Here is a 23,167-nt window from a genome sequence, read left to right as displayed (position 1 = left end):
GCGAACTCGAACCAAGCCATACTGCGCTAATGTAAAGTGCCGATGTCCGTTTTGTGTAAGAAATGTAAAATCTGCTAATGCGCGGATTTTACTTGCTTTCATGCGTATTTTTGCAGGAATGCGTCAGCATCCAGACTGCGGAAATCGTCCAAAGCTTCGAACAGACGATCATGGCTCCAGTCCAACCAGGCGAGGCGTTCCATCCGGTCCGCCACGCCAGCCGGAAAGCGCTCGCGGATCAGCTTTGCGGGCACGCCGCCGACCACGGTATAGGGGGCGACATCCTTCGAGATCACCGCGCCTGCGCCGACCACGGCACCATTGCCAATTTTCACGCCAGCCAACAGCGTTGCACCGTGGCCGATCCAGGTGTCGTGGCCGATCACCACGCGGTTGGCGCGGCGGGCGGCGAAGAAGTCTTCCTCATCTTCAGCCTGTCCGGGCCAGTAGTTGCCGGCGCGATAGGTGAAGTGGTGAAGTGTCGCCCGCTCCATGGGGTGATGCGTGGCATTCATGCGCACGAAGGCTGCGATGTTGGAAAACTTGCCTATCTCGACATTCCAGAGATGGCCGTGTTCCATGATGTAGGAATAATCGCCAATCGCGCAGTCGCGAATGCGGCAGAACTCCGCGACTTCTGTATAGCGACCGAAAGTCGTGTTTTCGACTTTCGCCGTCTCATGAATGCTTGGCGCTTCGCTCAATACTTGGCTCATGCGGCGGCCCTCCGCGGCGAAAATTGTGAGACATCCAGAATGCGGTCTGCCACGGCTTCGCGCACTTCCTCATCATGGAAGATACCGAGAAGCGCGACACCCTGATCCTTCTTGGCGCGGACCATATCCACCACGATGGCGCGATTGGCGGCATCGAGCGAAGCCGTCGGCTCATCGAGTAGCAGGACCCGATGATCGGTAATGAAGCCGCGGGCGATGTTGACACGCTGCTGCTCACCGCCGGAGAATGTTGCAGGGGGCAGTTGCCAGAGATCTTTAGGCAGGTTCAGGCGAGCGAGCAAAGCCTCCGCCCTTTCACGGGCTTCCAACACAGGGGTACCCCGCGCAACCAGCGGTTCGGCCACCACATCAAGGGCGGAAACACGCGGAACGGTGCGTAGGAACTGGCTGACATAGCCCAGTACATCCCGGCGGGTTTGCAGCACCACACGCGGTTCGGCAGAGGCCAGATCGATGATCTGCTCACCGTTGCGAACGAGGATCTGGCCTGTATCGACGGCATAGTTGCCGTAGAGCATTTTGAGGATCGAGCTTTTGCCAATACCGGACGGGCCACCCAGAACGACGCATTCACCCGCTGCCAGCGAGAAGCTGACATTGGATACGACCGGCAGGCGCAAGCCCCCGCGCAGATGCATGGTGAAGCTTTTCGAAACGTCGGAGACGATGAGGGGAGTGGTCACAACAAAGCTCCTAAACCTGAAGGATCGAAGAAACGAGAAGCTGGGTATAGGGCTCGCGCGGGTCGTCCAGCACACGGTCTGTCAGGCCCTGCTCGATCACTCGTCCACCCTTCATCACCATCATGCGATGGGACAGGAGACGGGCTACGGCCAGATCATGCGTCACGACAATGACGGCTAGACCAAGATCGCTGACCAGCCCCCGCACCAGATCAAGCAAACGCGCCTGCACGGATACATCCAGACCGCCGGTCGGTTCATCCATGAAGACGAGGCGGGGCGAGGTCACGAGATTTCGGGCAATCTGCAGCCGTTGGCGCATGCCGCCGGAAAAGGCACGCGGCTGGTCGTCTATGCGGTCTTGCGCAATCTCCACCCGCTCCAGCCAGTCACTGGCCGTATTGCGGATATTGCCATAATGGCGGTTGCCGACAGCCATCAGCCGCTCGCCCACATTGGCACCGGCGGACACCGTCATCCGCAGACCATCTGCCGGGTTCTGGTGCACGAAGCCCCAGTCAGTGCGCATCAGAAAGCGTCGCTCGGCATCACTCATCTGGTAGAGATCGCGAAGGTTGCCGTCACGCATGCGGTACTGAACGCAGCCCGTGGTTGGCATCAGCCGGGTTGCGAGGCAATTCAGCAGTGTTGTCTTGCCGGAACCGGATTCTCCGACAATGGCGAGCACTTCGCCGGGCCAGAGATCGAAACTCACATCCGTGCAGCCAATGCGGCTGCCGTAGAATTTGGAAACGCCACGCACATTCAGAAGAGGTTGGTCGCTCATTCCGCTGCCTCCTTCATGTCTGCCAGCATCTCGCCGCGTTGGCCCTCTTCCCGGCGGGTTTCGCAATAATCGGTGTCGGAGCAGACGAACATGCGGCCGCCCTTATCATCCAGAACCACCTCATCGAGATAGACGTGGCGCGCACCGCAGAGCGCACAGGGCTTTTCGAATGTCTGCACCTCGAAGGGGTGATCCTCGAAATCGAGGCTCACGACATCGGTATAGGGCGGCACGGCATAGATGCGCTTCTCGCGTCCCGCACCGAACAACTGAAGTGCCGCCGACTGGTTCATCTTCGGATTGTCAAATTTCGGCGTCGGCGACGGGTCCATGACATAGCGTCCGGCAACTTTCACCGGATAGGCATAGGTCGTAGCGATGCGGCCATGGCGGGCGATATCTTCATACAGCTTGACGTGCATCAGGCCGTATTCTTCCAGCGCATGCATCTGTCGGGTTTCGGTTTCGCGCGGCTCCAGAAAGCGTAAAGGTTCGGGGATCGGCACCTGATAGACCAGCACCTGGTTCTCGCCGAGGGTTTCCTCGGGAATGCGGTGGCGGGTCTGGATGATCGTTGCTTCCGACGTTTTCGTGGTCACCGCAACATCGGCGACCTTCTGGAAGAAGGCGCGAATGGAGACGGCGTTCGTGGTGTCGTCGGCGCCCTGATCGATCACCTTCAGCACATCATGCGGCCCCAGAATGGCGGCTGTCACCTGCACGCCGCCGGTTCCCCAGCCGTAGGGCATGGGCATTTCGCGGCTGGCAAACGGCACCTGATAGCCGGGAATGGCAATGGCCTTCAGGATGGCCCGACGGATCATCCGCTTGGTCTGCTCATCCAGATAGGCGAAGTTATAGTCTGCCAGCGCAGTCATTCGGCGGCCTCCTGATGATGCTGAGATTGGGCGTGCTTGGCGCGCATACGGCGCACAAGATCCAGTTCGGCCTGGAAATCCACGTAATGCGGCAGTTTCAGGTGCTCCACGAAGCCGGTTGCCTGCACGTTGTCGCAGTGGGAAATGACAAATTCCTCGTCCTGCGCCGGGGCAACGACATCTTCGCCAAACTCTTGCGTTCTGAGCGCCCTATCCACCAGCGACATGGACATGGCCTTGCGTTCGCTCTGGCCGAAGACGAGGCCATAGCCGCGGGTGAACTGTGGCGGTGCCTTGGCGGAACCCTTGAACTGGTTTACCATCTGGCATTCCGTCACGCGGATTTCACCGAGAGAAACGGCAAAGCCCAGTTCCGGCACATCCAGTTCAACCTCCACCAGACCAATGCGGATTTCACCGACAAAGGGATGGGTGCGGCCATAACCGCGTTGCGTGGAATAGCCCAGAGCTAGCAGAAAGCCCTCGTCACCGCGTGCCAACGCCTGAAGGCGCAAATCGCGCGGCATCGGAAATTCCATCGGCTCGCGGGTCAGGTCGCCAGCGATGTGCTCTGATGGAAGCTCGCCATCCGCTTCGATCAGACCTTCGCCCGCCAGAATTTCGCTGACGCGCATGACCGGCTCGTCCGCATCAGACCGCCCGACAGGCGCTTCAACGGGCGTATCGTGAAGCAGATCAGGGTCCAGCAGACGGTGCGTATAGTCAAAAGTTGGCCCCAAAAGCTGGCCGCCCGGCAGATCCTTGTAGGTGGCGGAAACGCGCCGCTCGATCTGCATCCTGGCGGTATTGATCGGCTCTGATGTACCGAAGCGCGGCAGCGTGGTGCGATAGGCCCGCAGCAGAAAGATTGCCTCGATCAGGTCGCCTCGGGATTGCTTCACAGCCAATGCTGCAAGTGAACGGTCATAGAGCGATGCTTCCGCCATGACGCGATCGACCGAGAGCGCCAGCTGCTCGGCAATCTGCTCGATGGTGATTGCTGGAAGATCGCGATTGCCCCGGCGGCGGTCGGCCAGAAGTTGATGGGCGTTGGCGATGGCGGTTTCCCCACCTTTGACGGCAACATACATGGTTCAGACCTCCAGAGCCTTGATATTGACCGTGCGTGGCAGGCCGATCAGACGGTTGCCGCAGGTCAGGATCAGGTCAATGCCGCGTGGAAACAGCGCGCGGTTGGCGCGCCATTGATCGAGAAAAGTGGCAGGCAGTCCGACCGGCGAAATCTCGTTCGCGCCCTTGATGCCGGGGCCGGAGAGCGAAAGCCGTGCGCCGCCCTCGAGACTGGCAACTTCGAGAACAATCGTCGTAGAGCGGTCCGGATAATCCTGCGTGCCCTGAGAAAACTGGCTGAACGCAGGCAGGGGGCTGCTCTTGTCGAAGAAGGCGAAGGCGGAGTTGGATTTGTCACTCGTGACCTTGGCTCCGGCATGAAAACCGAGCCAGCCGGGAACGGCACCCTGTGCCAACGCAGCGGACAGATAGACAGGCGTATCGTAATCGCAAAGCGTCAGCATCAGGGCTGCAGACGCGGCGCTGAGGCCTTTCGGCGGGGTCAGCGGGCAGCCTATTTGCTGGATAGTACCGGGACGCGACAAGGCATCCATGGCTGCGCGAAAACTGCTTTGGGCGTCGAAAACCGGATCTGCAAATCCGGGAATAAGAGTTGCGGTTGCGACCATCAGTCTTCGCCTCTCACCATTGTAAAGAAATCGACCTTCGTGGCCGCCGTTTGCTGGCTGCGGGTGCGGGCTTCCGCTTCAGCACGCTGTTCGATCGGGCTCAGAAGCGTGCTCTCGATATGCTGGCGGTACTCGTCGCTTTGCCAAAGAGCGTGCAGAACAGCACCGAGTTCTGCTGCTGCCTTGTCTGTTCCCAGTCGATAGCTATGGCCAACCACGCCAGCATCCGTCTCGATTGATGCGCGGCAAACGGTTGCCTCGCCCAGATTGAACGGGTCGCCACCGCCGCCAATGCGACCCTTGACCATAACAAGCCCGACTTCCGGGCCGCGAATTTTGCGAAAATGCGGTTTCGCCGAAAGGCCGTCCCAGACTTGCTTCAAAGTCTGATGGTCGGCGCGGGCCAGCAGCGCCAGAGCGCGCTTGGCATCCAACTGACCGGAGGGATGAGTTTCTGCGGTTTCGATCACAGCGCTTGACTCCACTTGTCTAGTTATCTAGACATCTAGACAACTGATCAGAGTTTTAGAACCTGTGCGTGACACGCATATGACAGGGGTGGGCATGTTGCAGCGTCAGAAGGGGGTCGCCATCTGGCGACAGATCGCGGATCGTATTCGCGCAAATGTTTCGGCGGGCACCTACGATCAAACTGGCGCGCTGCCGTCTGAAATGCAGTTGGCGACGGAATTTAGCGTCAACCGCCACACCGTCCGCGCAGCGATTGCGGCGCTATCAGACGAGGGCTTGCTGCTGGTGGAAAAGGGGAAGGGCACCCGCATTGCCCGCAAAGATCGCTTTGACTTCCCCATTAGTCCGCGCACGCGCTTCACGGCGGGGCTGGCGGATCAGGCACAGCAATTCAGCGGCGAACTCCTGCGGGAATGCATGGAACAAGCGGATGCCGAAGTGGCGACCTATCTTGGCTTATCGGTCGGTGCAGATGTTTGCCGGCTGGAAACGCGCCGCAGCGCTGACGGACAGGCGGTGGGCCGCTCCACCACCTGGTTGCCGGGTCAGCGGTTCGCAGGGTTTGCGGACGCTTTCAGGCGCAAACAATCGATCACCAAAGCATTTCTGGATTTTGGCGTTACGGATTATCTGCGCAAATCGACTGAGGTTTCCGCCGTCCATGCCGATCAGGAGGATCTCGATTTTCTGGGGCTTACGCCAGGTGCTATCATGCTGGTGACCAGATCCCTGAACACCGATCTCGCCGATCAACCGATTCAGTATTCCATCACCCGGTTTCCGGCGGATCGCGTTCAGTTCAGCATCCGATTCTGAAAAAGCCTGAAAGCGGCTACTTCCATTCGTAGATACGCTTGCCGTTATAGGGACGGTCAGCGATCAGCATTTCCGGCGAATCGATGGACTTGGCATAGGCCAGTGCATCAGCTTCGTCGTTGAAGCCAATGAAAATCATGACCATGGATTGAGCCTTCGGACTGCCCTTCCTGCGATAGGAGATTCTGACGGCGCAGTGCGGAAACTCGTCACTGAGCCGAAGTGTATCCGATGCCTTGTCAGTCAAAGCCAAAAACTGGCCAAGCGAGAAAAAGCGGCTCACTGCATTGAAAGCCGTTTCCTTCGAAATCTTCTGGTTCGAAGCGCTGCCCTTGGGGCGACCGTAAAACAGGCTGTCCGTCAAACCTTTGCGCCGCTTGCTTTCATAAACGATCAGGCTTCCAGCAGCCGCCAGTTCGATGTGCACATCAAATGTCTGCAAATCATCCGCTGAAACATCGACTTGCCCCAGCAAAGATTGAAGGTCTGCGATGTAATCGGCGTAGAAGGCAGGTGTCATAGTCCAAGCGGCCCGTTTTGTTCCAGAACGAGCCGCTCCTATCATGGCATCCTTCAGCAGGATACGTGAAAATCAAATCATGCCCCGTGGCTGCGGTCATAACCGTTGAGAGCCGGACTCTTCCATCCGGCTGGTGCCTCGCGTGGGCGATAGATTTCAACGATCATTGGGTAACAGGCAGCGGTATCCGACGAATGTTCAGACGAGCAATCGCCGCCGGGGCAAGCCGACATGCATCCGAGCAGATCGATCTCTGCGAAGAATTCCAGATAGTCTCCTGGACGCACGGGGCTCGCCTTCATGAAATATTGGCCGGTATCGCGGGTGAAGCCAGTACACATGAAAACGTTCAGAACGTCATGCACGTGCGGTTCAGCTTCCCCAATGGATAGCCCGGTTTTCTCCGCCAGAGCACGCGTCAGGTTGGAATGGCAGCAGTGGTGATAATGCCCGCCATGACTCAGCAAATTGTGCGAATAGGGATCGCAACGCGTTCCGATCACATCATGCACGGAACCGCCGAATTCATCGAAGCCATACCAGTCCAGCGTATCGTAGGTAATGGTTGCGATCGGCCGCAGATAGGGAAAGCTTGAGAAAAGCTGATCGCCGACGCCGACATGTGTGCCGTTCAGCGCGCGTGTCTTCCCGCTATAGAAACGCTCTGAAAGATCACGCAAATTGAACAGGTTGAGATCGCCGACCTGCGGCCCTTCCGTGCAGACCATGCGGCAGAAGTGACCGGCCGGAACTTCCCACGTCTTGGCTTCACGCGGGGGGATTACAACCGTTTCGATGAGTTCGAGGTCACCGCGCAGTGCCTGGTAGGTGCTTATATTCGGGCGGGGAAGCGTGTCTGTCGGATAGCAGACGACCGGTTTGACCGATTTGCGCTGGAGTGCGTCGGTTGGCGCTGGGTGGGCTGCCTTTGGCTTCACGAATGTCTCCTCTCGGTCATGGCGATGCGCGGTCTTACGGCGCAGCACGCACGTTGGAGGTTACATTAGGTCGCTATCACATCTTCCGGCAAGGCGACTCCTCGCTGATCTTTGTGCGTTCTACTTTCAAGCGTGGAAACAAGGCGCTGCGCGACCGTTGCAAAGATTTCTTCTGAAGACACATGCCCTGAACGAAAGGGCGCTCATCCAGCAAATGAGGAAGAGCTGCCAGGTAGACGCGCTTTTACAGTCACGACGGCGAGAGCAGGGCCGCCCATCGACATCCAGAATTCGCCGACCATCCGGCCAGCTGCTGCAAGGTCATCAGCTTGTGATCGTAGTAGCTACTGATGAGCAGGTGCGACATGGAAAGTCTCTCCGCGTTGTTCTGATGCCTCAGGTCAGTAGTATTTTAGATTGTGTTTGAATAGCGGCACAACTTCACGCGTCCAGCTGAGGATATCTGTTCCTGAAGATTCACACAGCACAGGATCACTATTTCGTGTTAATATACTAATTAACTAAAGTTAAATATTAATCCCATAGATTCCGACCGTTGAAAGAAACATACCAAACGCGGCTCTGTTAGCAGGCTGCGGCCAAGAAGTAATCTTGGTCTGCTCGATAGTCGGAATGCCCGGCGAATGATTTGCCCGTGGCATCTCTTGAAGCATGGTCCACGCAAAAGTGTGCAGCGGTTTTGCGGTAACGACATGCGACGAAACAAAGAGATAAAGCGTCAGGTGCGAATCTGAAAGCTCGCGACACGCGCTAGCGAAAAACAAGCTTCTTGCGGGAGTGCAACGTGAAACACGTATCAATCTTTGGAAAGTTCCTCATCATCATGGCCTGCTTTGGCCTATTCACCGTGGGGATGGCGCTTTACTCAGGACAACAGATTTCAAGGATCGACGAAAGCTACAGTGCGCTTCTAGACGACGAGTCGACCGCAGCCATCAATCTTGCACGCTCCAATCGGTCTTTGCAGGCAGTGCGGGCCTCCATTGGTGACCTTTTGATGTCGCGTTCGGCAGACTTAAACGAGCACTCCGCGAAGGATATCGAAGCGGCTACAACCGACTTCGTTGAGTTTATGGACCGTGTAGCCGCAGCGATACCCCAGCGCCCGGAAATTCCCCAACTCAAGCAGGAAGGCCTTCAGGTTATCAATAGTACATGCGGCGCGACCATTGCTGCAGCACGCAACGCGACCTCTGAGGCGGATGTGGTGGCCTCTCAGCAGCTTTTTTTAACTCAGTGTCAGCCAGCTTTCGCAGCGATTGCACCGAAGCTCCAAGCGATCACCGCCGAAATGGTTGATGCCGCCGCGACGGAAAGCGATGAGCTTTCCGCTCAAGCCAGCAATACCGTATCAACCACTTCGGCGGCGGTTGTGATTGGTCTGATCATAGTTCTCTTCGCTGGCTTCCTTGCAATTCGTGTTTGGCTGGTTCGGCCAATCCAGCGGACCTGCGCGACCATGAATGTCCTTGCCAATGGCGATCTCAGCGCAAATGTTGACGGTACGGACCGACGCGATGAGCTAGGGGCGATGGCAAAGGCCGTCCAGGTGTTCAAGGACAATAGTCTGCGTGCCCTTGCGCTCGAAGAGGAAGCCGCCAGAACAAGGTCTGTTAGCGAGGCGGAGCGCCTACGGATCGCCGAGCAGGAAAGCCAGCGTGCCAAGGAAATGGCGCAGGCAACATCGGGGCTTGCCGAAGGCCTGAAGCACCTTTCCAGTGGTGATCTTACTTTTCGTCTGACTGAGCCCTTTGCCAGAGACTTTGAAGCCTTGCGTTCGGATTTCAACGCGACAGTCGACCAGTTGGCTGCGAGTCTGTCGTCAGTGGCCCATGCGACAGGTTCTATCGACAGTGGTGCCCGTGAAATCAGCCATAGTGCTGAAGATCTTTCCAAACGCACCGAACAGCAGGCCGCATCGCTTGAGGAAACAGCGGCTGCACTCGACCAGATTACAACAAATGTGGCAAATTCTTCGCAGCGCACGGAGGAAGCGCGTCATGTCGCTATTGAGGCCAACAAATCGGCGCGCCGTTCCGGAGAGGTGGTCCAAAATGCGGTCACCGCTATGCAGCGTATCGAGCAGTCGTCGAACCAGATTTCCAGCATAATCGGGGTCATCGACGAGATTGCGTTTCAGACCAACCTTTTGGCCTTGAATGCCGGTGTCGAAGCCGCACGTGCCGGCGAAGCGGGCAAGGGCTTTGCCGTGGTTGCTCAGGAAGTCCGCGAACTCGCCCAAAGGTCGGCACAGGCCGCCAAGGAGATTAAGGATCTTATCCGCAATTCAGTCGAGGAGGTCAGCACAGGCGTTAAGCTGGTGGAAGAAACCGGCCATGCTTTGAAGATCATCGAGGAACATGTCGTCACGATCAATAGTCAACTTGATGCAATCGCAACCTCAGCAAGGGAGCAGTCTACTGGTCTGGCTGAGGTCAATTCAGCCGTCAACCAGATGGACCAAGTTACGCAACAAAACGCGGCGATGGTCGAAGAGTCCACCGCAGCCAGCGCATCTCTCGCCAGCGAAGTTCAGCGTCTGCGCGACATCATCTCCGATTTCCGCATCGGTGTTAACGGCGAGGCGGACCTGGGCAGGCCAGTGGCTGCCAAGTCAAATCACAAGCCAATTGTCTCACCGGCCCGTCGTATGCTTGCTAAGGTTGCTGGCGCTGTCGGGGTTGGCGTTGGTGCGTCCGCGGCAGCAGAAAGCTGGGAAGAGTTCTGACTGGGGACAGTGGTCGTACCAGTAGACAGTACCTCCGGTGCCCGTGCTGAGGCGGGCATCTCAACTTGTTCCTCGCTTGGCTGCTGGTTCCTTCTTGACCGTGGGCCTTTGGCAATCAAATTGGTACCCTTGTCGTCTGAGCTCTGAGCAGCGGATCTTTGCAGCGCGCCATCGCCGCTTATGCGCCCATTCGTAATCCGAGCCGAGGCGGTGGCCCGTGCGAAGAAGGACTACATCGGAACGCTGAGGCCCCAGCGGACTTCCTTGACCGGATGCTGGCGCAACGGAGCGCACGCCCACAAAAGTGCGGCATTGTGTGCCATGGTTCGGTAGGCGTTCAAATGCCCGGCAAAACCTGAACGCAAGTCTTCGACCGAATTGGGTCACTGGTCATCGCCAAGTGGTGGACATGGTGAAAGCGTAATCCTTTTTGCTTCTCCTTCTAGGTGCCTGCCTGCTGAAATGGGCGGCAAAGCGAAGCTTTTCCTTTAGCAATTGCACCAGCGGGAGCAACTCCGAAGAACGCGACATCAGCAACTCAAAACAGACTTTACAAATGATATAACGTGATAACAATAGGAATTGATGAAAGGCCAATCCGTTGGGGATAAGCCCGAATGGGCAATGATGCGGACGGCGCATGAAATGCAGGAGGCCCAAATGGAATTGTCGTCGCTTACCGCTCGTCAACTGTATGAGCAGGCCAAGGCCAACCCTACGCGCAAGCGGTTCGGGTTTGGAAAAAAGCCGATGCTGATCAACATAGATCTGCAATGCGCCTATACCAGCCTCGGCGAGTTCGTAACGGCCTATGAGACTGATCCCAGGCAGTTGGACTATGTGAATACACTTTCTGGTCTGGCGCGGGAAAAGGGTTTGCCGGTCACCTGGACCTATGTTGCCTATATGGAGTCCGGCGAGGACTGCGGCGTGTGGGGCACCCGGACAAATACGCCGGACTCTCTGCAGAACATCAAGGTTGGCTCGCGTCGCGCAGAGTTCGATCCGCGTCTGAAGATCGATCATGTCAAGGACATCATCATCAACAAGCGCATGGCCTCTCCTTTCCACGAAACCAATTTGCAGTCGCTGATGGTCTGGCACCAGTGCGACACGGTGGTGCTGACGGGTGGCTCAACATCTGGCTGCGTGCGTGCTTGCGTGGTGGATGCCATTTCCCGTGGCTATCGCGTTATCGTTCCGGAAGAATGCGTCGCCGACAAGCATGAAAGCCCGCACTTCGCCAACCTTTATGATATCGCGATCAAATACGGCGACGTGATCCCGGTAGCGGATGCCATTGCCTGGTACGAGGCCTATCAGCCGGAGGCGCGCTGATATGTCTGCCGAACCAATGAAATCCGATCTTGGGCTCTATGATTATCTTCCGTGGCCAAACCGCCCGAAGATCGTCTGGCCGGGCAACAAGAAGATCGCGGTGTGGATCGCCCCGAACATCGAATTCTACGAGTATAACCCACCGAACAATCCGACCCGCACGCCCTGGGCGCGGCCCAACCCGGATGTGCTGCAGTATTCGCACCGCGACTATGGCAACCGTGCGGGCTGGCAGCGGATGATGGCGGCGATGGATCGCGCCGGTTTCCGTGGGTCCGTCTCTCTGAACGTGGCGCTCTGCGATCACCATCCGGAAATCATCAAGGCCTGCGCCGATCGCGGCTGGGAGTTTTTCTCCCACGGCATTTACAACACCCGCTATGTCTACAATCTCGATATCGAGCAAGAGCGGGAAATCATCCGTGATGCTTTCGATACTGTGCGCAAGCATACGGGGCAGGAACTGGCGGGCTGGCTTTCACCGGCGCTTTCCAACAATTTCTGGACCATGGATATCCTGTCCGAGGCGGGCATTCAGTACACCTGCGACATGTTCCACGATGACCAGCCGATGCCGGTCAAGGTGAAGTCTGGCAAGCTGATCTCGATGCCCTATTCGCTCGAGATGAATGACGTGATCGTCTATAACACGCAAAAGGTCACGCCGCGCCACTATGGCGAAATCATCAAGCGGCAGTTCGACCAACTCTATAAGGAAGGCGATGAGAGCGGCACTGTCATGTGCATTCCGCTGCATCCTTATCTCGTTGGTCAGCCGCATCGTATCGACGCCTTTGCCGAAGCTATCGAATATATCGCAGGTCACGACGGTGTCTGGCAGACGACGGGTCGCGAGATTGCAGCCGCCTATCACTCCACCGGAGCATATGACGCGATGAGCGCAGCGATCGCTGCGTATAATGCTGGGCCAAAAGATGCTGGGCCAAAAAGTGCTGGGAAGGAGACACGCTGATGTCGATGCCCGAGGATTATCTGAAATATCCTGAGCGCCACTATGGCATGGATCACGACCGTTACGACTGGAGCGACCTGTTTCAGCGTGCTCCCGTTGTCTGGCCGAATGGTGCCCGGATTGCGCTTTCCATTGTCACGCATGTGCAGCACTTCCCGCTCGATATGCCCTCGAAGCCGTTCAAGGCTCCGGGCGCGCTTTCGATGCCCTATCCGGATTTCCGCTATTACACCAACCGCGATTATGGCAATCGCGTCGGCATCTTCCGCATTCTGAGGCTGCTGGGCGAGAAGGGATTGAAGGCAAGCTTCGCCATCAATGGCATTATCGCAAGCCGCTATCCGGCGCTGCTGGATGCAGTGGTTGAAGGCGGGCACGAGGTGGTCGCCCACGGGCTCGATATGGGCAAGGTGCACCATTCCGGTCTATCTGAAGAGGACGAAAACGCCATCATCGCCGAAGCGCTTGGCCTGTTGCGACAAGCCAGCGGCCAGAAGGTTGAAGGCTGGCTTTCTCCGGGCCGCGCGCAAGGGTTCAATACGCCGGATCTGCTGGCGAAGAACGGCGTGACCTATGGCCTCGATTGGGCGAACGACGATCTGCCTTACCAGATGCGTACGAAGAACGGCGTGCTGATTGCCATGCCGATGGCATATGAAACCGACGACCGGGTGGTCGCGGACGAATACTTCCAGTCCGAAGCGGATTGGGTTCAGCAGGTCAAGGATCGCTTTGATGTGCTCTATCGCGAAAGTGCCGATTACGGCGGTCGTGTGATGAGCCTGCCGATCCACAGCTGGGTTTCCGGCATGCCCTACCGCGTCGAATATCTGCGGGAAGTGCTTGATTACATTCTCTCGCACGAAGGCGTGTGGAACGCGCCGGCTGGCGAAATCTGTGCCGCTTTCATGAAGGCTGGTCAGCCGGCCTGACCGCTCAGGCGCGGATGGCAACGCCCGGTCTGGAGCTACGATAAAGAACCGAAAGATCTGAACATGGCGCATATGAATGCACCACGAACAATGCTGGCCAAAATCTGGGATGAGCATGAGATATTGCGTCATCCCTCCGGCCCCTCATTGCTCTATATCGACCGGGACATGATCCATGAAGGCAGCTTCCACGCGTTTGCCGACCTGAAGCGGCGTGGATTGAAGCCACGCCGGCCCAAGCAGATTTTCGGCGTGGCGGATCACTATGTCCCGACGCTTGGCCGCACCTCCAAGGATGCTGCCAGCCCAGCCATTGCGCGTATGATCGATACGTTCGACGAGAACATGGAATGGGGCGGCGTTCGCCACTTCGGTCTCTCCAGCCGGTCGCAGGGTATCGTGCATGTGGTTGCACCGGAACAGGGCATAACGCTTCCCGGCCTGACCATAGTCTGCTCCGATAGCCATACGTCGACGCAAGGGGCACTGGGTGCGATTGCCTTCGGCATCGGCCAGTCCGAAAACGCGCATGTACTTGCCACGCAGACCGTCTGGCAGCTGCGTCCGAAAACCATGCGGGTCACGATCAATGGGACACTGGGGCAGGGCGTTACCGCAAAGGACGTGATGCTGGCGCTGATTGCCAAGATTGGTGCTGCCGGTGCTGGCGGTCATGCCATAGAATTCGCAGGACAGGTCGTCCGGGACATGTCTATTGAAGGGCGGCTGACGCTCTGCAACATGTCCATCGAGGCGGCAGCCCGCTTCGGCATGGTGGCACCGGATGAGACGACGTTCGCCTATGTGCGTGGGCGCAACTTTGCGCCGAACGAGCAGGAGTGGGACGCAGCAGTCAACCACTGGCGTCAGCTGGTGAGCGATGCCGATGCGGTGTTCGATCGGGAAGTTGTGCTCGAAGGCGCTGATATTGCGCCGATGGTGACCTGGGGCACGAGCCCGGAAGATGCGGTATCCATTGAGGGCCGCGTGCCGGATCCATCCACCTTCGACAATGCGGACAAACGCAAGGCCGCGACCAAGTCTTTGGAATATATGGAGCTTGCACCGGGAACAGAGCTTTCCGGCCTGAAGCTCGACAAGGTGTTTATCGGCTCCTGCACCAACAGCCGGATCGAGGACCTGCGTGCGGCAGCTGCCATCCTCAAGGGGCGCAAGGCGAAGATTCAGGCGATCGTTGTTCCTGGTTCAACCCAGGTGAAGGAACAGGCTGAGGCAGAAGGCATCGCAGCGATTTTCCGCGAGGCAGGCTTCGAATGGCGCGATTCCGGCTGTTCCATGTGCGCTGCCATGAATGGCGATGTGGTTGGACCCGGCGAGCGCTGTGCCTCCACCTCCAACCGCAATTTCGTGGGTCGACAGGGACCGGGCGCACGCACGCATCTCGTCAGCCCTGCAATGGCGGCGGCGGCAGCCATTACAGGCTGTCTGACCGATGTTCGGCGGGTGTGAGGAGATGGTGATGAAGGCTTTTACGAAAGAGACATCTACCGTTGTCGCCGTCCCCGGCGTGAATTGCGATACGGACCAGATCATCCCCGGCCGTTTTCTGAAAGCAGACCGTGCGCAGGGATATGGTCAATTCCTGTTTCACGACATCAGGCGCGATGAGGCGGGTGAACTCGATCCAGCCTTTCCATTGAATAGGGAAGGTGCCGAGCGTTCGACCATTCTTCTGGTCGAGGATAATTTCGGCTGCGGATCGTCGAGAGAGGGTGCGGTCTACGCGCTGGTGGACCATGGCATTCGTGCGGTGATTGGACCGAGCTTTGGTGACATCTTTTTCAATAACGCGCTGAAGAACGGGCTGGTGCCGGTTCGCCTGTCTGCTGAACAATGCGACGGTCTGGCGGATTATCTCGCGCGCTTTCCTGATGCCGAAGTGACGGTTGATCTTGAGAATGCTCAACTCGTTCTGCCGGGCAATCTGCGCCGTCATCCCATCGTCATAGATGCTTTTGCACGGGAATGCATTTTGCAGGGTCTCGACGAGATCGAGATGACCTTCACCTACATGGAAAAAATCAAGGCGTTCGAGACAGAACGAATGGCTTCGCATGCCTGGCTGGCCCGTTGACGGGCGGATCAGCAGGTAACTTTCGCCGTCATAAAAAAAACTGGGAGCATAAAAAGATGAGCTACAAGATTGATCGCCGCGACCTGTTGAAGGTATCCGGCGCACTGGTTGCAGGCCTTGCCGCACCTTCCATCCTGCGTGCACAAACATCCACCATCAAGGTTGGCGTGATCGAGCCGTTGACGGGCAACCTTGCCTATAACGGCACCCAGAGTGCTGCCGGCGCAAAGTTTGCCGCAGAAGCAATCAACGCTGCCGGCGGTATCAAGAGCATGGGTGGCCGCAAGATCGAACTGGTCGTCGTGGATGCGCAGAGCCGTCCGGAAGCCGCAGCCTCCGGCGTTGATACGCTTGTTCAGGCAGGAGCCTGCGCTTTCACCGGTGCAACAGCCTCCGCTCTCGGTCTTGCCTCATCCCAGGCTGCTGCGAAATACAATCTTGCTCAGGTCTTCTCGATCGGTACGGCTGAAACCGTCGTATCTCGCGGCCTACCAAACGTATTCCGTTTCACGCCGGGTGTGAACAAGTGCACGAGTGTGGCGCTTGAAAACCTGAAGCTGCTCAACCAGGGCGCAGGCAATCCGGTGAAGACTGCTGCCATCGTTCATGAAGACGGACCTTTCGGTTCGAACATGGCGAAGATCCTGACCGAACAGCTTCCAAAGCAGGGCATCCAGGTTGTGGAAACCATTTCGCACCCAACCCCACAGCGCGATTTCTCCAACATCGCGCTGCGCGTGAAGGCGTCGAAGGCCGACATTCTGATCCCGTCCAACTACCTGAACGAATACACTTTGATGGCGCGTGCGCTCAATCAGCAGCGTGTCGAGCTGAAGGCAATCTATTCGATCCTCGGTGGCGCGGCATCCAACATCAAGTTTGTTCGCGAGAACAATGAAGTCGCCCAGTATGTGATGGACTGCAACCATTGGTACGATCCGACAAAGGACGAGTCCAAGGCACTGGCTGCCAAGGTGGCAGAGGCCAAGCTCGACCTGACCTATGACGTCATGGTGTCCTACGCCACCATCCAGGTCATTGCCGATGCACTCGAGCGCGCCGCTACGGATGATCGCCAGAAGATGATCGAAGCGCTCTCTGCCTCGACATTCGACAAGTCGATCATGCCTTATGGCCCGACGAAGTTCGTCAACGGCGATAACGTGAACTCGCAGCCGGTCAACACGCAGATCCGCGGCGAGAAGATCGAGCTCGTCTTCCCGAAGCAGTATGCAAGCGCAGAAGCCGTCTTCCCGATCCCGGCGAAGAAGTGATGTGATCCCGCCTCCGGTCAACAGCATTGGCCGGAGGCGTTCTTCCTGAGACGGAGAGGCGAGCCCTGATGTCGAGTCTGATCTTTCCCGCTGTGTTGAGCGGCCTGATGATGGGAGCAGTCTATGCGCTGGTGGCGCTGGGCCTGACCCTCATTTACGGCGTGCTCCACATCATCAATTTTGCGCATGGAAGCCTGCTGATGCTGGCGCTCTATGCGGTTTATTTTCTTTGGTATCATCTGGGCATCGATCCCTATCTGGCGATACCGATCGTACTGCCAGCCTTCTTCGCACTGGGCTATGCGCTGCAACGTGGATTGATTGCGCCGATGAGCAGCGGCTCCGAGCAGAATGTTCTGCTGATTACGCTCGCGATTTCGATGATCATCGACAATCTGGCCCTCTACTTCTGGACCTCCAACACCCGCACCGCTGACATTGCCTATGCTTATGACACAGTTGAGATCCTGGGTGCATTCCTGCCTCTTGGTCGTGTGATTGCGTTCTGCGCAGCTATTGCTGTCGCACCGCTGCTATGGTGCTTCATGGCATACACGAAAACCGGCTCGGCCATTCGCGCGGTTGCAATCGAAAAGCGTGGCGCTGAACTCGTCGGCATTGATGTGAACCATACCTATGCCATCTGCTTCGGCATTGGCACGGCCTGCGTGGCGCTTGCCGCCTGCCTGCTGCTGCCGACCTTCTACATCACGCCACAGGTTGGCTATACCTTCGTACTCGTTGCCTTCACCACGGTTGTTCTGGGTGGCATGGGCAGTTTGCCCGGTGCGCTGATTGCAGGTCTGTTGCTGGGTGTCATCGAATCCCTTTGCGGCCTGTTTCTCGGTGAAAGCCTTGGCCAGATCGGCATCTTCCTCGCCTTCATCCTCATCCTTCTGTTCAAACCGTCAGGTCTTCTGGGGAGGGCGCGTTGATGAAATCCCAATCCATCGGCCAGCTGGCGCTTGCCGCCGCCGCTGTCGCCTATCTCATTGGCGTCTATTTCGCCTCATCTCCGGTCTGGATGGGCTTCACCATCAATGCCTTGATCATCGCCGTCGTGGCCATGTCATGGAACATTACCGGCGGCTTCGGAGGTCTTTCCTCCTTCGGTCATGCGGCGCTTTACGGCACGGGTGCCTATGCCTCGGCAATCCTTCAGGTGAAGTATGGCGTGAATGCCTGGGTCGGCTTTGCCGCTGGCATTCTGGCTGGTGCCGCCATGGGTGCCTTCATTGGGGCTCTGGCGTTCCGCTATGGTCTCCGCGGCTCCTATTTCGCACTCGTCACCCTGGCTTTCGCAGAAGTGCTGCGTATCTGCGCATCATCCTTCGAATTTACCGGCGGCGGCAGTGGCCTTCAGCTGAAGCTCGCCCCCGGTCTTGCCAACCTGCAATTTGCCGATCGCACTGTCGTTTACACCGCCTTGCTGGTGGTCGTCGCCGTCGTGATGATATTGACCGCCCTCATCAAATATTCCCGCTTCGGGGCCTATCTCATCGCCGTGCGCGAAAATGAAGATGCAGCGCGCGCTCTGGGGATCGATACCTACCGCATCAAGGTGCAGGCCATGGCCATCTCGGGTGCCTTTGGTGGTCTGGCGGGCGTCCTTTATCTTCAGCTCTGGCTGTTCATCGACAGCACGGTTGTCTATGGCAGCGCGATTTCCGTTGAAGCGCTGATTGGCCCGATCATCGGCGGCGCTGGTACCGTCTGGGGTCCGCTGCTGGGAACGCTTGGTCTGCATCTGCTGGGCGAAGGCGCAAAGCACCTGTTGCCAAACGCACCGGGTCTGAACTTCGTGCTTTATGCGGTGGTGCTCATCTGTGCACTGCGCTTCCTGCCGCAGGGTCTGGTCGGACTTGCAGGAAAATTTGGTGCCTTCACGAAGAAAAAGGAGGCAGAAGATGCTTGAGGTTCGCAATCTCTCGAAGAGCTTCGGCGGCCTGAAGGCCGTCACCGATGCCTCGCTGGATGTTCAGGAAGGTTCGATTGTCGGTCTGCTGGGACCGAACGGTGCGGGCAAGACGACCTGCTTCACCATGATTGCAGGCTTCACCAAGGCCGATGAAGGCTCTGTGCGCTTCAAGGGCCAGGATATCACCGGCCTGCCGCCGCACCGCATCTGTGCACTCGGCATGATCCGCACATTCCAGATCGTGCAGCCCTTTGCCGGTTTGACGGTGCAGGAAAACATTGCGGTCGGAGCCTATCTCCACCACCACAATCGTAACGAAGCCATGTCTGTGGCACGCGATGTGGGCAAACGTCTGGGCATGGGCGCGATGCTGGATCGGCCCGCGTCCTCGCTGACCATAGCAGGCCGCAAGCGTCTGGAACTGGCACGCGCGCTGGCGACAGGGTCGAAGCTTCTGCTTCTGGACGAGGTCATGGCAGGGCTCATTCCCTCTGAGATCACCGAGATCGTCGGCATCATCCGTCAGATCCGCGACGAGGGGCATACGTTCCTGATGATTGAACATGTCATGCAGGCGGTGATGAGCCTTGCTGAAACGGCCTATGTACTGAACCAGGGCAAGATGATTGCCCACGGTCCGCCACGTGAACTGGTGCGAGATCCATCCGTCGTGGAAGCCTATCTCGGCCATGGCGCCGCCGCACGCCTGCAGGAGGAAAATCATGCTTGAGATCTCCGGCATCAAGGCTGGTTACGGCTCGATGTCCGTTCTTCAGGGCATCGACATGCGGGTGGAAGCGGGCGAGATCGTCGCGCTTCTCGGTTCCAACGGTGTCGGCAAGACGACGTTGAACAATGTCATTTCCGGCTTCATTCGCCCGACGGCGGGCAGCGTTTCCTTCAAGGGCGTGACGCTGACCGGCAAAAAGCCGCGCGACGTGGTTTCGATGGGCATTGCCCATGTACCGGAAGGCCGCAAGATTTTTCCGAACCTCTCGGTCGCAGAAAACCTGAAGCTCGGTGCATTCCGTCGAGCTTCCGGCAATGTGAAGAAGAATTTCGAGCATATCTGCGCGATCTTCCCACGCCTTAAAGAGCGCCTGGATCAGTTGGCAGGCACGCTTTCCGGTGGTGAGCAGCAGATGCTGGCTATCGGGCGCGGCATGATGTCCGAGCCGGAACTTATCATCCTGGACGAACCGTCACTCGGACTGTCCCCGCTGATGGTCGAGGAAATGTTCGGGCTGATTACCAAGATCAATGCCGAAGGCGTTGCGGTTTTGCTGGTCGAGCAGAACGTCATGCAATCGCTGACGGTCGCAAAACGTGCCTATGTGATCGAGCAAGGCCGGTTCGTGATGCAGGGGGAGGCCGCCAAACTACTGGCCGATCCGCAGCTGCGTCAGGCCTATCTCGGAATGTGAACGGGGTTCCGGCCTCTTAAAGCTTGGCCGGAACCTTCTGATTTTACGGAGAAACGGAGAATACGATGTCTCTTACCCGGACCCAACGCCTGCGACAGGCTCTCGCAGGCGAACGAGCCCTCATGGCCCCTGGCGTGGTCGATGCCATGTATGCGCGTCTTGTATCGGAAGCTGGCTTTCAGGCCATGTATATGACTGGCGCTGGAACGTCTGCCACGCGGCTCGGTTATCCTGATGTCGGTCTGCTGACCATGACCGAGATGGTGGATAACGCGACCCGCATCGCCGATGCTTCAGATGTTCCACTGATTGCTGATGCCGATAACGGTTTCGGCGGGCCTCTAAATGTGCGTCGCGCCATCCAGCTTTATGAGCGTGGCGGCGTCGCAGCCGTGCATCTGGAAGATCAGGTGCTGCCGAAACGTTGCGGCCATCTGGCGGGCAAGCAATTGATCTCTGCGGAGGACATGGTCGCCAAAGTGAAGGCTGCCGTCGATGCGCGCATCGACGAAAATTTCGTCGTGATTGCCCGCACTGACGCGCTGGCACTTCATGGACGAAACGCCGCTTTCGACCGCGCCGAGATGTACCGCGAGGCTGGAGCCGACGTGATCTTCGTTGAAAGCCCCGGCCCGGACGATCTTCCGCACATCGCGCCGCGCTTCCCAGGTATTCCGCTGCTCTACAACATGGCGACCTCGGGCAAGACGCCGTTCCTGACCCGCTCTGAAATCGAAGCGCTTGGGTTCAAGCTGATCATCTATCCGAACTGGCTTTTGCTTTCGGCCTGCGAAGCTGCCCGCAAGACGCTGGAAGTGCTGAAGACCGAGGAAACGATCGCTTCGATCGCGCCTAATGTCATGAACTTCAAGGAGTTCTTCGACATGGCCCGCATGCCGGAAATTCAGGAGCTGGAAGCGCGGTACGGCACGCCGGAAGAAAACCGAACGACCTACTGATACGATAAGCGGAGGAGAATGATCATGGCCGTACTTTCCGCTGAAGGCGTTGAGTTCGATTTCGAAGTTCCAGTCGTCGTCGTCGGGGCAGGGGCTTGCGGGCTGGTGGCGGCCCTTGCCGCTCATGATGAGGGGCAGGAGGTCCTGGTTCTGGAGCGGGATGAGAACCCGACCGGCTCCACCTCGCTTTCGGCAGGTCTCATTCCGGCACCCTGCACCAGGCTGCAGAAAGAGGCCGGTATCGAGGACAGTCCGGAACTCTTCGCGCAGGATCTCGTCGCCAAGACGCACGATCACACGCCTTACGATCAAGCGCTGGCGGCAGCCAGGGCGGCGGGGCCAATGATCGACTGGCTGATGGAGAAGCATCAGGTCGAGTTCGAGCTGGTGAGAGGCTTTCTCTATCCCGGCCATTCGCGCCTGCGCATGCACGGGCCGAAAAGCCGTACAGGTGCGGATCTTGAGCAGAACCTGCTTTCTGCCGTTTCCAATGCGGGCATCGATCTCATCACCGGGGCCTCTGTCGAAGATCTGTATGTCGATACCGCTGGCCGCGTGGCCGGCGTTCGTTTCCGCAGACCTAACGGCGCGCAAGAAATGCTGGGCTGCAAGGCGCTGGTTCTGGCCTGCTGCGGCTTTGCAGGCGATGCTGAAATGGTTCGCCGATACATTCCAGAGATTGCGGATGCGGAATGCTGCGGCCACCTTTCCAACACCGGGGATGCCGTGAAATGGGGCGAAGCACTTGGTGCGGGACTGGCCGATATGGGCGCCTATCAGGGCCACGGTTCTGTGGCCCATCCGCATGGTCTGCCGCTGACCTGGGCTGTCATCACCAAAGGCGGAATCCTGCTCAATCTGGAAGGTCGCCGCTTCTCGAACGAAATGCGCGGCTATTCGGAAAATGCGGCGGAAGTGGCATCCCAGCCAGGGAATGTGGCTTGGGATATATACGGTTCCGGCGGCGAGGAGGCCGCCATGGGCTTCCACGACTATCGGGAATTGCGCAAGCTGGGCGTGGTCAAGACCGCCAACAGCGTGGAAGAGCTGGCCGCCGTGACCGGTCTTCCCCTCGAGGCGGTCGCGGCTGAGCTGGAGGCGGTTGAACTCGCCGCGCAGACGGGTGAGCCGGATCGCTTCGGGCGGAATTTCTCGCAGGAGCAACTGCTCAAGCCGCCCTACTACGCCGTCAAGGTGAACGGTGCCTTGTTCCACACCCAGGGTGGGCTGGTCATTGATGCGGAGGCCAGAGTGCTACGCGAGGACGGAACGCCGCTTCCGAACCTGATGGCGGGTGGTGGTGCGGCCCGTGGCGTGTCTGGCCATTCCAACTACGGCTATCTGTCCGGCAACGGCCTGTTGAGTGCGACCGCATTTGGCAGATTGGCTGGCATCAGCGCAGCAGGTATCGTGTTGGAAAGCCAATAACGGCGACAAACTCTACACAACAATAACCACGTTGCGGATACGCTTCCGACGGATATCGGGAGAGATTTTGTGAAACGATTCAGCGCTCCGTTGCGCCGCTCATTCGAGTTCTAGAGCACTTCCGGCAAACTCCGGGTCAGTTCTGTTTCTCGATTGGCGCATGCGATCCGGTGGTGAAACGGGTGAAGTTCGATGCTCCCGCATCGGGCAAGACCGGTTCGCCGTCGGGCGTCCGCCAATCGGAAACCCCGCCGCGCCGTTTGCCTTTGGCAAACGCGCACACGGACAAACCTGCCGATCGCCTTTGCCGCTTCGCCAGAGCGAAGCGAAGCGATCGGTGGGACGGGCGCTTTTGCGCCGATACCGGCGCCGAGCCACTCGACAGTATCAAAGGATATGCCCTTCGTGTCTCGGCCTGATCTCGTCACAAAATCGCTCCGTCAGAATGACCCCGAGTTTACCGGAAGTGCTCTAGGCGGTAGTGACGATTTAGCTATTTGAGCCAGATGGCGATGGCTGCGAGTTTGACGAATCCCATGAAGTTGGC

General features: G+C 58.0%; 23 protein-coding genes. 14 read left to right on the top strand and 9 right to left on the bottom strand.

What is annotated here, in order from left to right:
- Positions 1-98: 98 nt before the first annotated feature.
- From MUU53_RS07830 to phnG, 7 genes are read right to left on the bottom strand one after another with little or no spacing between them, the layout of a single operon-like run.
- Positions 99-716 (bottom strand): DapH/DapD/GlmU-related protein, encoded by a 618-nt coding sequence (locus tag MUU53_RS07830; protein WP_247260406.1) that lies wholly within the window; start codon positions 714-716, stop codon positions 99-101.
- Positions 713-1,420: a phosphonate C-P lyase system protein PhnL gene (gene phnL / locus MUU53_RS07825; RefSeq protein WP_247260405.1), complete on the bottom strand. Its 708-nt coding sequence runs from the start codon at positions 1,418-1,420 to the stop codon at positions 713-715. Before phnL ends, MUU53_RS07830 begins: the two co-directional genes overlap by 4 nt.
- Before the next feature lie 10 nt (positions 1,421-1,430).
- Positions 1,431-2,207, bottom strand: a complete 777-nt coding sequence (phnK, locus tag MUU53_RS07820) for a phosphonate C-P lyase system protein PhnK (protein ID WP_247260404.1) — start codon at positions 2,205-2,207, stop codon at positions 1,431-1,433.
- Positions 2,204-3,085, bottom strand: a complete 882-nt coding sequence (locus tag MUU53_RS07815) for an alpha-D-ribose 1-methylphosphonate 5-phosphate C-P-lyase PhnJ (RefSeq protein WP_247260403.1) — start codon at positions 3,083-3,085, stop codon at positions 2,204-2,206. Before MUU53_RS07815 ends, phnK begins: the two co-directional genes overlap by 4 nt.
- Positions 3,082-4,176 (bottom strand): carbon-phosphorus lyase complex subunit, encoded by a 1,095-nt coding sequence (locus MUU53_RS07810; RefSeq protein ID WP_247260402.1) that lies wholly within the window; start codon positions 4,174-4,176, stop codon positions 3,082-3,084. Before MUU53_RS07810 ends, MUU53_RS07815 begins: the two co-directional genes overlap by 4 nt.
- Positions 4,177-4,179: 3 nt before the next feature.
- Positions 4,180-4,785 (bottom strand): phosphonate C-P lyase system protein PhnH, encoded by a 606-nt coding sequence (phnH, locus tag MUU53_RS07805; protein WP_247260401.1) that lies wholly within the window; start codon positions 4,783-4,785, stop codon positions 4,180-4,182.
- Positions 4,785-5,255 carry a phosphonate C-P lyase system protein PhnG gene (gene phnG / locus MUU53_RS07800; protein ID WP_377307339.1) on the bottom strand — a complete coding sequence of 157 codons (471 nt, stop codon included), beginning with the start codon at positions 5,253-5,255 and terminating at the stop codon, positions 4,785-4,787. The genes phnH and phnG overlap by 1 nt, the downstream gene beginning before the upstream one ends.
- 79 nt (positions 5,256-5,334) lie before the next feature.
- On the opposite strand from phnG, the gene phnF reads away from it, so the two are divergent.
- On the top strand, positions 5,335-6,072 hold the full coding sequence (gene phnF, locus MUU53_RS07795) for a phosphonate metabolism transcriptional regulator PhnF (protein WP_247260495.1): 738 nt from the start codon (positions 5,335-5,337) through the stop codon (positions 6,070-6,072).
- A gap of 16 nt (positions 6,073-6,088) precedes the next feature.
- Here the strand turns inward: phnF and MUU53_RS07790 are convergent, their stop codons facing one another.
- Together MUU53_RS07790 and MUU53_RS07785 are read right to left on the bottom strand one after the other, a co-directional pair.
- On the bottom strand, positions 6,089-6,592 hold the full coding sequence (locus MUU53_RS07790; RefSeq protein WP_247260400.1) for a hypothetical protein: 504 nt from the start codon (positions 6,590-6,592) through the stop codon (positions 6,089-6,091).
- 77 nt (positions 6,593-6,669) lie between these two features.
- Positions 6,670-7,530, bottom strand: coding sequence for a DUF1989 domain-containing protein (locus MUU53_RS07785; protein WP_247260399.1), 861 nt, complete (start codon positions 7,528-7,530; stop codon positions 6,670-6,672).
- An 805-nt stretch (positions 7,531-8,335) separates the two neighbouring features.
- Here MUU53_RS07785 and MUU53_RS07780 point away from each other — a divergent pair.
- From MUU53_RS07780 to MUU53_RS07720, 13 genes are all read left to right on the top strand, one after another.
- Positions 8,336-10,279 (top strand): methyl-accepting chemotaxis protein, encoded by a 1,944-nt coding sequence (locus MUU53_RS07780; protein ID WP_247260398.1) that lies wholly within the window; start codon positions 8,336-8,338, stop codon positions 10,277-10,279.
- 660 nt (positions 10,280-10,939) lie between these two features.
- Positions 10,940-11,617: an isochorismatase family protein gene (locus MUU53_RS07775; protein WP_247260397.1), complete on the top strand. Its 678-nt coding sequence runs from the start codon at positions 10,940-10,942 to the stop codon at positions 11,615-11,617.
- Between the two features lies 1 nt (position 11,618).
- Positions 11,619-12,590 (top strand): polysaccharide deacetylase family protein, encoded by a 972-nt coding sequence (locus tag MUU53_RS07770; protein ID WP_247260396.1) that lies wholly within the window; start codon positions 11,619-11,621, stop codon positions 12,588-12,590.
- The gene (locus MUU53_RS07765) at positions 12,590-13,522 is read left to right on the top strand and encodes a polysaccharide deacetylase family protein (RefSeq protein ID WP_247260395.1); all 933 of its coding nucleotides are present in this window, start codon (positions 12,590-12,592) and stop codon (positions 13,520-13,522) included. Before MUU53_RS07770 ends, MUU53_RS07765 begins: the two co-directional genes overlap by 1 nt.
- Positions 13,523-13,585: 63 nt before the next feature.
- The gene (gene leuC, locus MUU53_RS07760) at positions 13,586-14,992 is read left to right on the top strand and encodes a 3-isopropylmalate dehydratase large subunit (RefSeq protein WP_247260394.1); all 1,407 of its coding nucleotides are present in this window, start codon (positions 13,586-13,588) and stop codon (positions 14,990-14,992) included.
- A gap of 10 nt (positions 14,993-15,002) precedes the next feature.
- On the top strand, positions 15,003-15,617 hold the full coding sequence (leuD, locus tag MUU53_RS07755; protein ID WP_247260393.1) for a 3-isopropylmalate dehydratase small subunit: 615 nt from the start codon (positions 15,003-15,005) through the stop codon (positions 15,615-15,617).
- A gap of 56 nt (positions 15,618-15,673) precedes the next feature.
- The gene (locus MUU53_RS07750) at positions 15,674-16,891 is read left to right on the top strand and encodes an ABC transporter substrate-binding protein (protein ID WP_247260392.1); all 1,218 of its coding nucleotides are present in this window, start codon (positions 15,674-15,676) and stop codon (positions 16,889-16,891) included.
- 68 nt (positions 16,892-16,959) lie between these two features.
- Positions 16,960-17,826 (top strand): branched-chain amino acid ABC transporter permease, encoded by an 867-nt coding sequence (locus MUU53_RS07745; RefSeq protein WP_247260391.1) that lies wholly within the window; start codon positions 16,960-16,962, stop codon positions 17,824-17,826.
- Entirely contained in the window at positions 17,826-18,806 is a 981-nt protein-coding gene (locus tag MUU53_RS07740) for a branched-chain amino acid ABC transporter permease (protein ID WP_247260390.1), read from the top strand. Before MUU53_RS07745 ends, MUU53_RS07740 begins: the two co-directional genes overlap by 1 nt.
- Positions 18,799-19,539, top strand: a complete 741-nt coding sequence (locus MUU53_RS07735) for an ABC transporter ATP-binding protein (RefSeq protein ID WP_247260389.1) — start codon at positions 18,799-18,801, stop codon at positions 19,537-19,539. The genes MUU53_RS07740 and MUU53_RS07735 overlap by 8 nt, the downstream gene beginning before the upstream one ends.
- Positions 19,532-20,233: an ABC transporter ATP-binding protein gene (locus tag MUU53_RS07730; protein ID WP_062556681.1), complete on the top strand. Its 702-nt coding sequence runs from the start codon at positions 19,532-19,534 to the stop codon at positions 20,231-20,233. Before MUU53_RS07735 ends, MUU53_RS07730 begins: the two co-directional genes overlap by 8 nt.
- A 65-nt stretch (positions 20,234-20,298) precedes the next feature.
- Entirely contained in the window at positions 20,299-21,192 is an 894-nt protein-coding gene (locus MUU53_RS07725; RefSeq protein ID WP_247260388.1) for an isocitrate lyase/PEP mutase family protein, read from the top strand.
- 24 nt (positions 21,193-21,216) lie between these two features.
- Entirely contained in the window at positions 21,217-22,620 is a 1,404-nt protein-coding gene (locus MUU53_RS07720) for an FAD-dependent oxidoreductase (RefSeq protein ID WP_247260387.1), read from the top strand.
- The last annotated feature ends 547 nt before the right edge of the window (positions 22,621-23,167 follow it).

It is taken from the genome of Affinirhizobium lemnae (genome assembly GCF_022968395.1).
Lineage (GTDB): Bacteria > Pseudomonadota > Alphaproteobacteria > Rhizobiales > Rhizobiaceae > Neorhizobium > Neorhizobium lemnae.
Note: the sequence above shows the minus strand (reverse complement) of the source record. Positions and strands in the feature narration are given on the sequence as shown.

Bases quoted from the DNA above. Each gene is read 5' to 3' on its own strand.
- MUU53_RS07830 (WP_247260406.1), bottom strand. From the start codon at position 716: ATGAGCCAAGTATTGAGCGAAGCGCCAAGCATTCATGAGACGGCGAAA.
- phnK (WP_247260404.1), bottom strand. From the start codon at position 2,207: ATGAGCGACCAACCTCTTCTGAATGTGCGTGGCGTTTCCAAATTCTAC.
- MUU53_RS07815 (WP_247260403.1), bottom strand. From the start codon at position 3,085: ATGACTGCGCTGGCAGACTATAACTTCGCCTATCTGGATGAGCAGACC.
- MUU53_RS07810 (WP_247260402.1), bottom strand. From the start codon at position 4,176: ATGTATGTTGCCGTCAAAGGTGGGGAAACCGCCATCGCCAACGCCCAT.
- phnH (WP_247260401.1), bottom strand. From the start codon at position 4,785: ATGGTCGCAACCGCAACTCTTATTCCCGGATTTGCAGATCCGGTTTTC.
- phnF (WP_247260495.1), top strand. From the start codon at position 5,335: ATGACAGGGGTGGGCATGTTGCAGCGTCAGAAGGGGGTCGCCATCTGG.
- MUU53_RS07790 (WP_247260400.1), bottom strand. From the start codon at position 6,592: ATGACACCTGCCTTCTACGCCGATTACATCGCAGACCTTCAATCTTTG.
- MUU53_RS07775 (WP_247260397.1), top strand. From the start codon at position 10,940: ATGGAATTGTCGTCGCTTACCGCTCGTCAACTGTATGAGCAGGCCAAG.
- MUU53_RS07770 (WP_247260396.1), top strand. From the start codon at position 11,619: ATGTCTGCCGAACCAATGAAATCCGATCTTGGGCTCTATGATTATCTT.
- MUU53_RS07765 (WP_247260395.1), top strand. From the start codon at position 12,590: ATGTCGATGCCCGAGGATTATCTGAAATATCCTGAGCGCCACTATGGC.
- leuC (WP_247260394.1), top strand. From the start codon at position 13,586: ATGGCGCATATGAATGCACCACGAACAATGCTGGCCAAAATCTGGGAT.
- leuD (WP_247260393.1), top strand. From the start codon at position 15,003: ATGAAGGCTTTTACGAAAGAGACATCTACCGTTGTCGCCGTCCCCGGC.
- MUU53_RS07750 (WP_247260392.1), top strand. From the start codon at position 15,674: ATGAGCTACAAGATTGATCGCCGCGACCTGTTGAAGGTATCCGGCGCA.
- MUU53_RS07745 (WP_247260391.1), top strand. From the start codon at position 16,960: ATGTCGAGTCTGATCTTTCCCGCTGTGTTGAGCGGCCTGATGATGGGA.
- MUU53_RS07740 (WP_247260390.1), top strand. From the start codon at position 17,826: ATGAAATCCCAATCCATCGGCCAGCTGGCGCTTGCCGCCGCCGCTGTC.
- MUU53_RS07735 (WP_247260389.1), top strand. From the start codon at position 18,799: ATGCTTGAGGTTCGCAATCTCTCGAAGAGCTTCGGCGGCCTGAAGGCC.
- MUU53_RS07730 (WP_062556681.1), top strand. From the start codon at position 19,532: ATGCTTGAGATCTCCGGCATCAAGGCTGGTTACGGCTCGATGTCCGTT.
- MUU53_RS07725 (WP_247260388.1), top strand. From the start codon at position 20,299: ATGTCTCTTACCCGGACCCAACGCCTGCGACAGGCTCTCGCAGGCGAA.
- MUU53_RS07720 (WP_247260387.1), top strand. From the start codon at position 21,217: ATGGCCGTACTTTCCGCTGAAGGCGTTGAGTTCGATTTCGAAGTTCCA.